Genomic DNA, 13,503 nt, shown 5'->3' on the forward strand with positions numbered 1-13,503 from the left:
ACAGGCGCACCATAGAGGGCCGTTCACTCATCTGCCGAGGAATTCGATCATGACGCCCCAAGCCGATGCCACCGCGCGCTCCGCCTCGTCGTCCGAAGACGACGAAGAGGACAACACGCCTGCCGACGACTTCGAGGAACTCGAAGCCGATGCGTCCGACGACCTGTCGGACGAAACCGGCATCGACCTCACCGATGCCAGCGAACTCGATGCCGACAACGTGCCGGCCGACGAAGAGTTCGATCGCGTGATGAACGCGCCGGACTGATTCGCCGGGCTCAGGCCGGTTCAGGCCAGCGCGCCTGCGCCGGACGCACCGATTCGTAGAAGCGCGCCATCTGCAGCACGCCCAGGTCGTCGAAGCGGCGCCCCGCGATCTGCAGGCCGATCGGCAGGCCGCTCGTGGAATGCCCGCAGTTGATCGACGCGGCCGGTTGTTCCGACTGGTTGAACACCGACGTGAAGTGCGAATCCTTGAGTGGATTTTCCGAGCCGCTGTTGATCGCGTCCGCCGCGAACGGCAGCACCGGTGACACCGGCGACAGCACGTAGTCGAAGGGCTGCGTGGCCGCCACGGTGGCTGCGCGCAGCGCCTGCATGCGCGTGAAGGCACGGAAGGTGTCTTCGGGCGTGAGCGAGGCCGCGAACTCCGATGCCTGATGGATGTAGCCGGCCGCGAGCTTCGCGCGTTCCGGCGGCATCGCGGCCAGGTCGACGCGGCAGCGCATCGTGAAGAAGTGGGCCATGCCCATGCGCATGTCCAGCGTGGTCCAGTCGGCCAGCGGCTCGACGATCGCACCGGCCTGCTCGAACAAGCGGGCCGCGGCGAGCACGGCCTCTTTCACTTCCGCATCGATGGGCCAGTCGCCTGTGGTTTCGGTCCACAGGCCGATGCGCAGGCCCTTCACGTTGCGCTCGAGTTGCTGCCATGCGAAGTCGTTCGGCGGCAGGCTCATGTAGTCGCGCGCGTCGGGGCGCGTCACCACCTGCATCAGCAGCGCGGCATCGGCCACGGTGCGCGTCATGGGGCCGATCACGCGCGCGGCGGCGGGCGGGTCGACGGGGATGCGGCCGTGGCTGGGCTTCAGGCCGAACACACCGCAGAAGCTGGCCGGAATGCGCACCGAGCCGCCGATGTCGGTGCCCAGGTGCAGCGGGCCGTAGCCCGCGGCGGCGGCAGCACCGGCGCCCGAGCTCGAGCCGCCGGTGTTGCGGCCCAGGTCCCACGGGTTGCGCGTGAGCGCGTGGAAGCTCGACGGTGCGGCGCCGAGAAAGCCGAAGTCGGGCATCGTCGTCTTGGTCACGATCACCGCGCCGGCTTCGCGCAGGCGTGCGGCGGCGGGGGCGTCGGCCGCGGCGGGCGCGAGCACGGTGGCCGCGCTGCCCACCGGCGTGGGTGTGCCGCGCGTGGCGATGTTCTCCTTCAGCGTGACCGGCACGCCGTCGAGCTCGCCCTGCGGCTTGCCCTGCGCCCAGCGCGCCTCGGAGGCGCGGGCCGAGGCCAGCGCGGCTTCGGCGTCAAGGCCGTAGGTGGCGTGGATGTGCGGCTCCCAGCGCTCGATGCGCGCGAGCACGGCCTGCGTCACCTCGACCGGCGACAAGGCGCGGTCACGGTAGTGTTCGAGCAACTGGAGGGCACTGAGTTCGTACAAGGGTGTGGTCATGGCTTCGTTTCTTCTTGGGTGGTTGGATGAAGGTGATCGGACAATTCAGGCGGGCGACGGCGTTCAGCCGCCTCCGAACGCATAGCCCTGGCCGGGCGCCGCGGCCAGCAGCGTGCGCGTGTAGGCCTCGCGCGGCGACAGCAGCACGTCGTGCGCGCTGCCTTGCTCGACGATGCGGCCCTGGTGCATCACGATCAGGCGGTCGCAGATCTGGCTGGCCACGCGCAGGTCGTGCGTGATGAACAGAATGCCGATCGACAGCCGCTGCTGGATCTCCGCCAGCAGCTTCAATATCTGGTCCTGCACCGACACGTCGAGCGCCGACACGGCCTCGTCGGCGATCAGCACGCGCGGCTCGCATGCCAGCGCGCGCGCAATGCACAGGCGCTGGCGCTGGCCGCCCGAGAACTCGCTCGGGTAGCGGTGCAGCACCTCGGGCTGCAGCCGCACCAGCGCCATCAGCTCCTCGGCGCGCTGCCAGGCCTTGGCATGCGGCACGCCGAAATTCACCGGGCCCTCGACGATCGACTGGCCCACCGTGCGGCGCGGGTTGAGCGAGCGGTTCGGGTCCTGGAACACGACCTGCACCATGCGCCGGAACGCCGAGCGCTGCGCGCCGCGCGAGCCCTCGATGCCCGGCACGCGGATGTCGCCGTCGGTCGGCTCGATGAGCCGCGCAATGCAACGCGCCACGGTCGACTTGCCCGAACCCGATTCGCCCACGATGCCCACCGTTTCGCCCGCATGCAGCTTCAGCGACACGTCGGCCGCCGCATGCACCGTGCGGCGCTTGCCGGGCCAGCTGCCCGTGCGGTAGACCTTGCCCACGCCGCGCGCATCGAGCAGCGGCGCCTTCGCTTCGACGGGGGCGCGCAGCACCGGTGCCAGCCGCGGCACGGCGTCGAGCAGCATGCGCGTGTAAGCCTCCTTCGGTCGGCGCAGCACCTCGTCTTTCGGGCCGCTCTCGACCTGCCGGCCCAGCTGCAGCACCACCACCTGGTCGGCGATGTCCGCCACCACGCCGAAGTCGTGCGTGATGAACAGCACGGCCGTGCCGTTCTCCTGCTGCATCTCGCGGATGAGCGAAAGGATCTCGGCCTGCGTGGTCACGTCGAGCGCGGTCGTGGGCTCGTCGCAGATCAGCAGTGCGGGGCGCAGGATCAGCGCGATGGCGATCACGATGCGCTGGCGCTGACCGCCCGAGAGCTGGTGCGGGTAGGCGTCGTACATGCGCTGGGGCTCGGGCAGCCGCACGCGCTCGAAGATGGCGAGCACGCGCTCGCGGCGCGCCGCAGCGCCCAGCGTCGTGTGCTCGGCCAGGATCTCGTCGACCTGCGCGCCGCAACGCATCACGGGGTTGAGCGCGGTCATCGGCTCCTGGAACACCATCGCCATGCGCGCGCCGCGCAGCGCGCGCAGCCGCTTCGCATCGGCCGCGAGCACGTTCTCGCCCTGCACCTCGATGCGCCCGGCCGAGGGCCGCAGCGACGCAGGCAGCAGGCCCATCGCGGCCTGCGCGATGACCGATTTGCCGGAGCCCGATTCACCGAGCAGGCACACGACCTGGCCGGGCATCACGTCGAACGAGATGCCGTGTACCGCGTGCGCGCGGTCGGCGCCCGCAGGCAGGTCGATGGCGAGGTCGCGCACCACGAGGCAGGGCGCGGCGGAGGCCGCGGAAGCCGAAGAAGGGGTGGATGTCATGGTCAGCCTCCGCGCGGTTTGAACTTGGGATCGAGCGCATCGCGCAGGCCGTCGCCCAGCATGTTCACAGCCAGCACCGTGAGCGCCAGAAAGAAGCCGGGCAGCAGCACGGTCGACGGATGCGAGGTGAAGTGCGTGCGGCCTTCGGACATGATGTTTCCCCAGGTCGGCACGTCGGACGGCAGGCCGATGCCCAGGAACGACATCACCGCCTCCACCAGCATCGCCGCCGCGCAGATGAAGGTGCCCTGCACGATCAGCGGCGCCACCGTGTTGGGCAGGATGTGGCGCAGCATCAGCTTCCAGGTCGGCGTGTCGAGCGCGACGGCCGCTTCGACATACGGCTCTTCGCGCACCGACAGCACCACCGAGCGCACCAGCCGCGCCACGCGCGGCGTCTCGGGCACCACGATGGCCAGGATCACCGTGAGCAGGCTGGGCCGCCACACGGCCACCAGCACGATCGCGAACAGGATGCCGGGGATGGCCATCATCCCGTCCATCACCCGCATGATCACGCCGTCGAGCCGGCGGAAGTAGCCCGCGACCATGCCCACCACGAGGCCGAATGCGACCGAGCCCAGCGCCACCGCCACGCCCACCGACAGCGAGATGCGCGCCCCGTAGGCCGTGCGGCTCCACAGGTCGCGGCCCATGCTGTCGGTGCCCAGCGGAAAGAAGCGCTCGAAGCTGTCGCCCGCGAGCGTGGTGAACTCGGTGCGCGTGCCGGGCGGCAGGTGCGAGTTCGCCGGGTCCATCGCGTTCGGGTCGATGGTGTAGAGCCAGGGCGCGGCCACCGCCAGCACCAGCATCGCGACCAGCAGGGCGCCGCCGACGCGCACGGCGCCGTTGGCGAGCAGGCGGCGCAGCAGCGACCGGGCCGGGGCGCGGGGCGTAGCGGGAGCAACCGCGGCCGAGGTGGGCGCGTCGTCGCGCAGGGAGATCGAAGTCATGGCGAGGCTTTCGAAAGTCGGAAGAAGGCTGTCAGTAGCGGATGCGCGGATCGAGCAGCAGGTAGCTCAGGTCCACCAGCAGGTTGACCACCACGTAGACCAGCGAGAAGAAGAGGGTGATGCCCTGGATGAGCGGGTAGTCGCGCGAGAGCACCGCGTCCACCGTGAGCTGGCCGAGGCCGGGAATCGCGTAGATCGTTTCGGTGACCACCACGCCGCCGATGAGGCCCGCCACGCTCAGGCCGATGACGGTGGCGATCGGCACGGCCGCGTTGGCCAGCGCGTGGCGCAGCAGCATGCGCCACTCCGAGATGCCCTTGGCGCGCGCGGTGCGCACGTAGTCTTCGGTGAGCGCCTCCGACACCGCCGCACGCGTGACCCGTGCGATGAGCGCCGCATACATCACGGCCAGCGTGACGCAGGGCAGCGCCAGGTGGCGCAGCCACGGGCCGATGCCGTCGCCGATGCGCTGGTAGCCCTGCGAAGGCAGCCAGCCGAGCTGCATCGAGAACAGCCAGATCATCACGTAGCCGGCCACGAACACCGGCACCGAGAAGCCGAGCACCGAGGCGCCCATGATGAAGCGGTCGAGCCGGCCGCCGCGCCGCGAGGCCGCGAGCACGCCGATCGGCACGGCGATCAGCACCGTGAGCACCACCGTCACCGCCGCCACCGAGAGCGTGGGTTCCAGCCGCTGGCCGATCAGCTCGGTCACGCGCATCCGGTAGAAGAACGAATAGCCGAGGTCGCCGCGCAGCACCTGGCCGAGCCAGTGCACGAACTGCGTGAAGATCGATGCGTCCAGGCCCAGTTGGGTGCGGATGCGCGCGATGTCCTGCGCATTCGCTGCGTCGCCCGCGATGGCCGCGGCCGGATCGCCGGGCGTCATGCGCAGCAGCAGGAAGACGATGACGGCCACGATCAGGAGCACGGGCGCGGTGGCCAGTCCGCGGCGCAACAGGAAGTGGAGCATGTGAATCAGGTCCGTGACGAAGGGCCGGGCGTCCGGCGTGGGCAAAGGAAGTCCCGCCCGGCTGCCGCGCAAGGCGCAGCCGGTCAGGGGTGTCGGTCAGAAAGGGGAGGGGGCGGTAGCGCCCGTCGGCTTACGGTGCCGTCTTCTTGCGCACGTTCCAGTACAGCACCGCCGGCGACGGCAGCAGGCCAGTGATGCTGCCGCGGCGCACGGCCGTGGGCGCCTTGGCTTCGCCGAGCGGCGCGAGCACGCCGTGCTCGAGCACGACCTGCTGGATCTGCGTGGCGATTTCCTTGCGCTGCGCGAGGTCGGCGGTGGCGATGAACTTGGTCTTCAGCGCCTCGAGCTCGGGCACCACGGGCCAGCCGAAGTAGCCCTGGTCGCCGTTGCCGGTCAACGGGCTGTAGCTGATGGGGCTGCTTGCGTCCACGCCGCCCCAGAAGGTGATGAAGGCGTTCCAGCCGCCGTTCTCGGGCAGGTCCTTCTTGGTGCGCCGGGTCACGAGCGTGGCCCAGTCGGTGGTCTGCACGTCGACGGTGAAGCCCACCTGCTTGAGCAGCTGGCCGTACACCGCGGGCAGCTTGTTCAGCGCGGGCGCATCGCCCGGCAGCATGATCACCACGGGCTTGCCGTCGTAGCCCGATTCCTTGAGCAGCTTGCGCGCTTCTTCGAACTGCGGCTTGCCGGTGTAGAAGCCGGTCTTGTCGCTCGCGTAGAGCGAGCCGCACAGGTAGATCGAGGCGCAGGGCTTGTAGAAATCGCGGAAGGTGACCTGCGCGCGCAGCATCGCTTCCTGGTTGATGGCCAGCATCGCGGCCTTCAGCGCCTTCGGGTTGTTGAAGGGCGGCACCTTGTGGTTGTAGAGCACCGTGAAGGGGCCCGCCGGCATCACGTCGACCAGCTCGATCTTCTCGTTGGTGCGCATGCCGGTGTAGCCCGACACGGGCACGGTCTCGATCATGTCGACCTCGCCGTTGAGCAGTGCGTTGGTCTGCGTCTGCGGGTCGCGCAGCATCACCCACTCGACGCGGTCGACGTGCACCACCTTGCCGCCGGCCAGGCCCGAGGCGGGTTCCTTGCGCGGCACGTAGGCGGCGTTCTTGCGGTAGATGACGCGGTCGCCGGGGCGGAAGTCTTCCTTGGCGAGCGTGAAGGGGCCGGAGCCGATCATCTCGTCGATCTGCTTGTCGGCGGGTGTGTCGGCCACGCGCTTGGGCATGATGAAAGGCACCAGCGGGTTGGGCTTGCCGAGCGCATCGAGCACCACGCCGAAGGGCTGCTTGAACGTCATGCGAAAGCCGTTGGGGCCGTCGGCGGCGATGCTGTCCATCGCCTCGTACATCTTCTGGCCCAGCGTGTCGCGCTTGGCCCAGCGCGCCAGCGAGGCGATCACGTCCTGCGAGGTGACCGGTGCGCCGTCGTGGAACTTCAGGCCCGGGCGCAGCGTGAAGCTCCACACCTTGTTGTCGGCGCTCGCGCTGTACTTGTCGACCATCTGCGACTTGATGACGCCCTTCTCGTCCATCGCGAAGAGCGTGTCGTAGATCATCAGGCCGTGGTTGCGCGTGATGTTGGCGGTGGTCCAGATCGGATCGACGATCTTCAGGTCCGACGAGGGCACGGTGCGAAGCACGGTCTGGGCGGACGCGGTGGCGGCGAAGCACAAAGCGAGCGCCGACAGGGAAGCCGCCGCGACGCGGCGCGGTGAAAAATGGATTGCCATGGAGCCTTACTTCTTTCGGGAGGGAGCGGAAGACGCGGGAGGGGAAGACGGGGGCGATTCCTTGCTTTCGCGCAGCTGCACCAGCAGGAATTCGAAGATGTCGCGCGAGCCTTCTTCGGCGTCGATGAGCTTGTGCATGATGCGGCGCAGGTTCTCGATGTCGGCGACGCTCAGGCAGTCGAGAAAGCGCGCTTCCATCTCGTGCCCGATGGGCTCGGCGCGCAGCACCATGTCGACGCCCGTCTTGCTCAGGCACAGGCGGATCTGCCGTGCGTCCTCGGTGCCGATCTGGCGCTCGACCAGCTTGCGCTGCACCAGCGAACCCACCAGCTTGGAGACCAGCGTCTTCTCGATGCCGCAGGTCTGCACCAGCTGGCCCATGGTGATGCCGGGCTCGGCGCCGATCATGCGCAGCAGGCGCACGTCGCGGATCGACAGGCCCAGCTCGATCTCGTAGATGCGCGAGCCGCGGTCGCGCGTGCGCTGCGACGCCAGGTCGATCAGCACGTTGAGGTAGTCGTTCTTCAGGTGAAGCGGGGCGTGCATGACGGGTTGGTAGAAGACTTCAATAGTTGAAATGTTCAACTATGTGGGCGAACTACGCAAGCTCCGGGCCAGCTGTCGAGGGAAATCCCCTAGGGATGCACTGCCAGAGAGGAAAAGCGCAAAGGAGAAAGAAAAACCGGGCCCGTGAGGCCCGGTGTGTTCACCGATCCGGTGCTGCGCGTGCACCAGGATGCGAGGGCGGGCGCCATGCAGGTGCCGCCGTGGCGCGAGGTGTCAGGCCGCGTCCCTGCGCACGATCACCTGGCCGTTGCGCGCGCCGCTGTGCACGCCGTGGCGCCAGGTGACGGCGCCGTTCACGATCACCGCGTCGATGCCTTCGGCGGGTTCGGTCGGCGTTTCGTAGTTCGCCGTGTCGCGCACCGTGGCGGCATTGAAGACCACCACGTCGGCGTGATGCCCGACCTTGAGCGCGCCGCGTTCGTGCAGGCCGAAGTTGCGCGCCGTGAGCCCCGTCATCTTCCACACGGCCGTCTCCAGCGGGAACAGACCCACGTCGCGGCTGTAGTGGCCCAGCACGCGCGGGAAGGTGCCCCACAGGCGCGGGTGCGGCTTGTCGCCCAGCGGAATGCCGTCGGAGCCGATCATGGTCTCGTCGAAGGCGAGCACGCGCTGCACGTCGTCTTCGTCCATCATGAAATAGATGGCGCTGCCGGGCGACAGGCGCAGCGCGGCCTCTTCGCCCGACACGCCCCATTCGGCAGCGATGTCCTTCAGGTCGCGGCCCGCGCACTCGGGGTGCGGCACGCTCGAGGCAATGAGCACGCGGCCGTCCATCATTCCGCGGTCGGTACGGATCATGGTGGAGCCCGCGGTGTACGGGTAGCAGTCGAGGCCGATGCACTGGTGCTTCATGGCCTCTTGGATGAACGGCAGCGTGACCTTGGTCTTGCCGAAGTTCTGCGTGTTCTGCACCTTGTGGTGCGACACCACCACCGGAATGTCGAGCGCGCGGCCGATGTGGAAGGTTTCTTCCAGCGAGTCCATCACGCGGTCGCTCTCGTCACGCATGTGCGTCACGTACAGCGCCTTGCGCGACGTGAGCGGGCGGCCGACCTCGATGATCTCTTCGGTCGTGGCCTTCACCGCCGGCGGGTAGAAGGTGCCGGTCGACAGGCCGATGGCGCCGGCCTGCATCGCTTCTTCGACCAGCGCCTGCATGGCGGCGATCTCCTGCGCGGTGGCCGGCCGGTCGAGGTCGGACATGGTCACGGCGCGCAGCGTCGAGTGGCCGACCATCGCCGCCACGTTGACCGACGAGGGCGTGGCGCGCAGTGCATCGAGGTAGGCCGCGAAGGTCGTGAAGCGGTCTTCGGCCGGCGTTTCGAGCAGGCTCAGCGGCATCGGCAGGTCCATGTCGGCACGCAGCGGCGCGGCGCTGATGCCGCAGTTGCCCGCCACCACCGTGGTCACACCCTGCGACACCTTGAACGGCATCTGCGCCTGCGACAGCACGGCCTGGTCGTCGTGCGTGTGCGAGTCGATGAAGCCCGGCGCGACGATGCGGCCGGTGGCGTCGAGCGTCTGGTCGGCCGTGTGGCCTGCGAGATTGCCGATGGCGGCGATGCGGCCATTGACGATGCCCACGTCTGCGTCGAAGCGCGGGGCCTTGGTGCCGTCGATGACGGTGCCGCCTTGGATCAGCAGGTCGTAGTGGGTGGTGGGTTTCATGTCGGTCCTTTCATGTGTTCATTTCAAGAGCGCGTGGTTTCAGGGCGTGTGCACAGGCCACCGGGTACTTCCCTCCGCGAATGTCCTCCGGCCTGCGGCCTCCCCCTTGATTTCGCTGCGGGAAGCACCCAGTGCCCTGAGCACGGGACGCGCAGTTGGTGCGCGCTGATCAACAAGTGCTCTGAAACGCTCACGTCGATGGGGTGCCTTGCGCAGCGAAATCAAGGAGGAGGGCGAAGCCCGGGGGACATTCGCGGAGCAAGGCTCCCCGTCGGCGGGAGCGTCGCCCTGAACCAGCGGCGCCCCAACCTTCATCTCAGCGAAAGTGGCAAGCCACCCAGTGCCCGCCCTTGGAAGACGAAGGCCGTTCCGTCAGCTCGGGCGTCTTCTCCTTGCACACGGCCTGCGCCATCGGGCAGCGCGTGTGGAAGCGGCAGCCCGACGGCGGATTGGCCGGGCTCGGCGGGTCGCCCTGCAGCAGCAGGCGCCGTGCGGGCGTGCGCGGGTTGGGCACGGGCACGGCCGACAGCAGGATCTCGGTGTACGGATGGCGCGGCGCCGAGAACAGCGTGTCGCGGTCGGCGATCTCCACGATGTGGCCGAGGTACATCACGGCCACCCGGTGGCTGATGTGGCGCACCACGGCGAGGTCGTGCGCGACAAAGAGGTAGGCGATGCCGAACTCGGCCTGCAGGTCCATCAGCAGGTTGACCACCTGCGCCTGCACCGACACGTCGAGCGCCGACACGGGCTCGTCGCAGACGATGAGCTTGGGGTTGAGCGCCAGCGCGCGCGCAATGCCCAGGCGCTGGCGCTGGCCGCCCGAGAACTCGTGCGGAAACTTCTTCGCCGCCTCGGGCCGCAGGCCGACGCGCGAGAACAGCCACTGCACGCGCTCGCGCCGCTCGGCCAGCGACACGTCGCCGAAGTTGCGCAGCGGCTCGGCCACGATGTCGCCGGCCGTGAGGCGCGGGTTCAGCGAGGCGTACGGGTCCTGGAAGATGATCTGCAGGTCGCGCCGGCGCTGGCGCATCGCGTTCGCGGACAGGGTCAGCAGCTCTTCGCCGTTCAGCCGCACCGAGCCCGAGGTGGGTTCGACCAGCCGCATCACCGACTTGGCGGTGGTGGTCTTGCCGCAGCCCGATTCGCCGACCAGCGACAGCGTTTCGCCATGCCCCACGTTGAACGACACGCCGTCGACCGCCTGGATCGCCGGCTTGCTCGGGCGCAGCCAGCGGCGCGGCGAGATGTAGTGCTTGCGCAGTTCGCGCACCTGCAGGAGCGGCGCGTTGGTGGATGGTGTCGTTGTCGTCGTCGTCATGCGCTCACCTCGGCAGCCTCGTCGGTCCATTGCTCCTGCACCGCGAAGCAGGCCACCACATGCCCGTCGCCCTGTGTGGAAAGCGGCGGTGTCTCGCGGCGGCAGCGTTCGCGTGCCTGCGAACAGCGCGCGGCAAAGGCGCAGCCGCGCCCGAGCTCGTGCGCGGCGGGCACCATGCCCGGAATCTCGTGCAGCCGCGCACTCGACGTGCTCATGGCGGGCATCGAGGCCATCAGCGCACGCGTGTAGGGGTGCAGCGGGCGATCGAAGAGGTCGACCACGTCGGCTTCTTCCACCTTCTTGCCGGCGTACATGACGACGACGCGGTCGCAGCTCTCGGCCACCACGCCCAGGTCGTGCGTGATCATCACCACGCCCATGCCCAGCTCTTTCTGCAGCCGCTTGATGAGGTCGAGGATCTGCGCCTGGATGGTCACGTCGAGCGCGGTGGTGGGCTCGTCGGCGATCAGCACCTCGGGGTTGCAGGCCAGGGCCAGCGCAATCATCACGCGCTGGCGCATGCCGCCCGAGAGCTGATGCGGGTACTCGTTCACGCGCCGCTCGGGCTCGGGAATCTGCACCAGCCGCAGCATCTCGACCGCGCGCTGCAGCGCCTCGGCGCGGCTGGCCTTCTGGTGCAGCTGCACCGTCTCGGCGATCTGCCGGCCCACGGTGAGCACCGGGTTCAGCGAGGTCATCGGCTCCTGGAAGATCATCGAGATGCGGTTGCCGCGGATCTGCCGCATCTCGCGCTCGCTGAGCTGCATCAGGTCGGTGCCGCGCAGGCGCACCGCGCCCATGTGGCGGCCGGGCGGCGTGGGCACCAGCCGCAGGATCGACAGCGCCGTCACGCTCTTGCCGCAGCCCGATTCGCCGACCACGCCCAGCGTGCGGCCCGCGCGCACGGTGTACGACACGCCGTCGACCGAGCGCACGGTGCCCGCGAGCGTGTTGAAGTAGGTGCGCAGGTTGTCGACCTCGAGCAGCGGCTCGCCGGGGGCGAGGGTGGCCTGGGACATGTGGATCGTCATGGGGCGTTCCTCTTCATCACAGCTGCCGCGCCAGGCGCGGGTCGAGCGCATCGCGCAGGCCATCGCCGAGCAGGTTGATCGCCAGCACCGTGGCCGCCAGCAGCAGGCCCGGGTACAGGATGATGTGGAACGCCACGGTCACGAAGTTGCGACCCTCGGCCATCATGTTGCCCCAGCTTGGCGTCTGCGAAGGCACGCCCACGCCGAGGAAGGACAGCGCGGCCTCGGTGAGCACGGCGGCGGCCGCCACGAAGGTGGCTTGCACGATCAGCGGCGCTACGATGTTCGGCAGCACGTGCCGCACGAGGATCACCGGCAGCCGCGTGCCGACCGCATGCGCAGCCTCCACGAACAGCTGCTCGCGCAAGGTGAGCGCCAGCGAGCGCACCAGCCGCACCACGCGCGGAATCTCGGGCACGGTGATGGCGATGATCACCGTGGTGAGGCTGGCGCGCGTCACGGCCATCAGCGCAATGGCCAGCAGGATGCCGGGGATGGCCATGAGCCCGTCCATCACCCGCATGATCGGGCCGTCGGCCCAGCGCACGAAGCCCGACACCAGGCCCAGCACGATGCCGAAGAAGGTGGCGAGCACGGCCACCGAGGCGCCGACGATCATCGACACGCGACCGCCCCACACGGCGCGGCTGAACACGTCGCGGCCCAGCGCGTCGGTGCCGAACCAGTGCTCGGCCGAGGCCGTCTGCATGCGCGCGAGCGGGTCGATGTCCTGCGGGTCGTGGGTGGCGATCCAGGGTGCGGCGATGGACAGTGCGGCCACCATGATGAGCAGCAGCGCGCCGACGATCAGCGTCGGGTGCTTGCGCACCCAGCGCCAGCGCGGCGGTACGAAAGGAGGGTCTTCGGCGGCATCGGAAACGGCGGTGCTGGGCACCGGCGCATCGACCTCGCGCAAGGGCAGGGCAGTGGACATGGCGTCGTGGGGCTCGTTCTTTGTTCTAGTACTGGATGCGCGGGTCGAACAGGCGGTAGCTCAGGTCGATCAAGAGGTTGATCAGCACGTACACGCCTGCCGACAGCAGCAGCACGCTCTGGATCACCGGGTAGTCGTGGCGCTGCACCGAATCGATCACGAGCCGACCCACGCCCGGAATGGCGAACACCGTCTCGGTGACCACCACGCCGCCGATGAGCAGCGCGATGCCCGCGCCGATCGTCGTGGCGATGGGAATGGCCGCGTTGCGCAGCGCATGGCCCAGAACCGGCAGCACGCCCAGGCCCTTGGCGCGCGCGGTGCGGATGTAGTCCTCGTGCAGCACCTCGAGCACGGTGGCGCGCGTCATGCGCGTCACCAGCGCGATGTACACCAGCGCCAGGTTCACGCAGGGCAGCACCAGCGCGCGCAGCCAGGCGCCGGGGCCTTCGGAGAAGTTCACATAGCCCTGCACCGGGAACCACGGCAGCTGCACCGCGAAGGTGTAGACCAGCAGGTAGCCGATGAGGAACACCGGCACCGAGAACGCCAGCACCGCGAACAGCATCACGAGGCGGTCGATCCAGGTGCCCGCGCAGTAGGCCGCGAGCGTGCCCAGCGGCACGGCCGTCACCAGCGTGATGAGCATGGTCAGCGCCGCGATCGACACCGTCGGCTCCAGCCGCTGGCCGAGCAGCTGCGTCACGGGCACCTGCGTGAAGATCGAGGTGCCCAGGTCGCCCGTGAAGATCTTGCCGATCCACAGCCCGAACTGCTGCCACAGGGGCAGGTTCAGGCCGAGCGCGGCGCGCAGCTTGTCGATGTCTTCGGTGGTGGCGAGGTCGCCCGCGATGAGCGCGGCCGGGTCGCCGGGCGACAGGTGGATCAGCAGGAACACCACCACGGCCACCACCGCCATCACCGGCAGCGTGGAAAGAAAGCGTCGAACGATGTAGCCCATGGCG

The 13,503-nt window shown here is 68.9% G+C and carries 12 protein-coding genes; 1 reads left to right on the top strand and 11 read right to left on the bottom strand.

The features are described 5' to 3' along the window. Window positions 1-49 precede the first annotated feature (49 nt). Entirely contained in the window at window positions 50-268 is a 219-nt protein-coding gene (locus RZE79_RS08750; protein ID WP_153285412.1) for a hypothetical protein, read from the top strand. 10 nt (window positions 269-278) lie between these two features. Here RZE79_RS08750 and RZE79_RS08755 read toward each other — a convergent pair whose 3' ends face one another. The 11 genes from RZE79_RS08755 to RZE79_RS08805 all read right to left on the bottom strand — a co-directional run bounded on the left by RZE79_RS08755 (window position 279) and on the right by RZE79_RS08805 (window position 13,499). Then, window positions 279-1,664, bottom strand: coding sequence for an amidase (locus RZE79_RS08755; protein ID WP_319359985.1), 1,386 nt, complete (start codon window positions 1,662-1,664; stop codon window positions 279-281). Window positions 1,665-1,727: 63 nt separating this feature from the next. After that, window positions 1,728-3,368 (bottom strand): ABC transporter ATP-binding protein, encoded by a 1,641-nt coding sequence (locus tag RZE79_RS08760; RefSeq protein WP_319359987.1) that lies wholly within the window; start codon window positions 3,366-3,368, stop codon window positions 1,728-1,730. 2 nt (window positions 3,369-3,370) lie between these two features. Beyond that, window positions 3,371-4,321 (bottom strand): ABC transporter permease, encoded by a 951-nt coding sequence (locus tag RZE79_RS08765; protein WP_319359988.1) that lies wholly within the window; start codon window positions 4,319-4,321, stop codon window positions 3,371-3,373. A gap of 31 nt (window positions 4,322-4,352) precedes the next feature. After that, window positions 4,353-5,294, bottom strand: coding sequence for an ABC transporter permease (locus RZE79_RS08770; protein WP_319359990.1), 942 nt, complete (start codon window positions 5,292-5,294; stop codon window positions 4,353-4,355). Between the two features lie 130 nt (window positions 5,295-5,424). Further along, on the bottom strand, window positions 5,425-7,017 hold the full coding sequence (locus RZE79_RS08775) for an ABC transporter substrate-binding protein (protein ID WP_319359991.1): 1,593 nt from the start codon (window positions 7,015-7,017) through the stop codon (window positions 5,425-5,427). A gap of 6 nt (window positions 7,018-7,023) precedes the next feature. Then, window positions 7,024-7,563: a MarR family transcriptional regulator gene (locus RZE79_RS08780; protein ID WP_319359992.1), complete on the bottom strand. Its 540-nt coding sequence runs from the start codon at window positions 7,561-7,563 to the stop codon at window positions 7,024-7,026. 234 nt (window positions 7,564-7,797) lie between these two features. Continuing rightward, complete coding sequence (locus RZE79_RS08785; protein ID WP_319359993.1) at window positions 7,798-9,252, bottom strand: D-aminoacylase; 1,455 nt, start codon at window positions 9,250-9,252, stop codon at window positions 7,798-7,800. A gap of 316 nt (window positions 9,253-9,568) precedes the next feature. After that, complete coding sequence (locus tag RZE79_RS08790) at window positions 9,569-10,573, bottom strand: oligopeptide/dipeptide ABC transporter ATP-binding protein (RefSeq protein ID WP_319359994.1); 1,005 nt, start codon at window positions 10,571-10,573, stop codon at window positions 9,569-9,571. Next, window positions 10,570-11,604: an ABC transporter ATP-binding protein gene (locus RZE79_RS08795; protein WP_319359995.1), complete on the bottom strand. Its 1,035-nt coding sequence runs from the start codon at window positions 11,602-11,604 to the stop codon at window positions 10,570-10,572. The genes RZE79_RS08790 and RZE79_RS08795 overlap by 4 nt, the downstream gene beginning before the upstream one ends. A gap of 16 nt (window positions 11,605-11,620) precedes the next feature. After that, the gene (locus RZE79_RS08800; protein ID WP_319359997.1) at window positions 11,621-12,538 is read right to left on the bottom strand and encodes an ABC transporter permease; all 918 of its coding nucleotides are present in this window, start codon (window positions 12,536-12,538) and stop codon (window positions 11,621-11,623) included. A gap of 25 nt (window positions 12,539-12,563) precedes the next feature. After that, the gene (locus RZE79_RS08805; RefSeq protein ID WP_319359998.1) at window positions 12,564-13,499 is read right to left on the bottom strand and encodes an ABC transporter permease; all 936 of its coding nucleotides are present in this window, start codon (window positions 13,497-13,499) and stop codon (window positions 12,564-12,566) included. Window positions 13,500-13,503: the final 4 nt, after the last annotated feature.

It is taken from the genome of Variovorax sp. EBFNA2 (assembly GCF_033802765.1).
Taxonomy (GTDB): domain Bacteria; phylum Pseudomonadota; class Gammaproteobacteria; order Burkholderiales; family Burkholderiaceae_C; genus Variovorax; species Variovorax paradoxus_H.

Coding starts and splice junctions, on each gene's coding strand:
- RZE79_RS08785 (WP_319359993.1), bottom strand. CDS start 9,252: ATGAAACCCACCACCCACTACGACCTGCTGATCCAAGGCGGCACCGTC.
- RZE79_RS08765 (WP_319359988.1), bottom strand. CDS start 4,321: ATGACTTCGATCTCCCTGCGCGACGACGCGCCCACCTCGGCCGCGGTT.
- RZE79_RS08755 (WP_319359985.1), bottom strand. CDS start 1,664: ATGACCACACCCTTGTACGAACTCAGTGCCCTCCAGTTGCTCGAACAC.
- RZE79_RS08780 (WP_319359992.1), bottom strand. CDS start 7,563: ATGCACGCCCCGCTTCACCTGAAGAACGACTACCTCAACGTGCTGATC.
- RZE79_RS08760 (WP_319359987.1), bottom strand. CDS start 3,368: ATGACATCCACCCCTTCTTCGGCTTCCGCGGCCTCCGCCGCGCCCTGC.
- RZE79_RS08800 (WP_319359997.1), bottom strand. CDS start 12,538: ATGTCCACTGCCCTGCCCTTGCGCGAGGTCGATGCGCCGGTGCCCAGC.
- RZE79_RS08790 (WP_319359994.1), bottom strand. CDS start 10,573: ATGACGACGACGACAACGACACCATCCACCAACGCGCCGCTCCTGCAG.
- RZE79_RS08750 (WP_153285412.1), top strand. CDS start 50: ATGACGCCCCAAGCCGATGCCACCGCGCGCTCCGCCTCGTCGTCCGAA.
- RZE79_RS08775 (WP_319359991.1), bottom strand. CDS start 7,017: ATGGCAATCCATTTTTCACCGCGCCGCGTCGCGGCGGCTTCCCTGTCG.
- RZE79_RS08805 (WP_319359998.1), bottom strand. CDS start 13,499: ATGGGCTACATCGTTCGACGCTTTCTTTCCACGCTGCCGGTGATGGCG.
- RZE79_RS08795 (WP_319359995.1), bottom strand. CDS start 11,604: ATGACGATCCACATGTCCCAGGCCACCCTCGCCCCCGGCGAGCCGCTG.
- RZE79_RS08770 (WP_319359990.1), bottom strand. CDS start 5,294: ATGCTCCACTTCCTGTTGCGCCGCGGACTGGCCACCGCGCCCGTGCTC.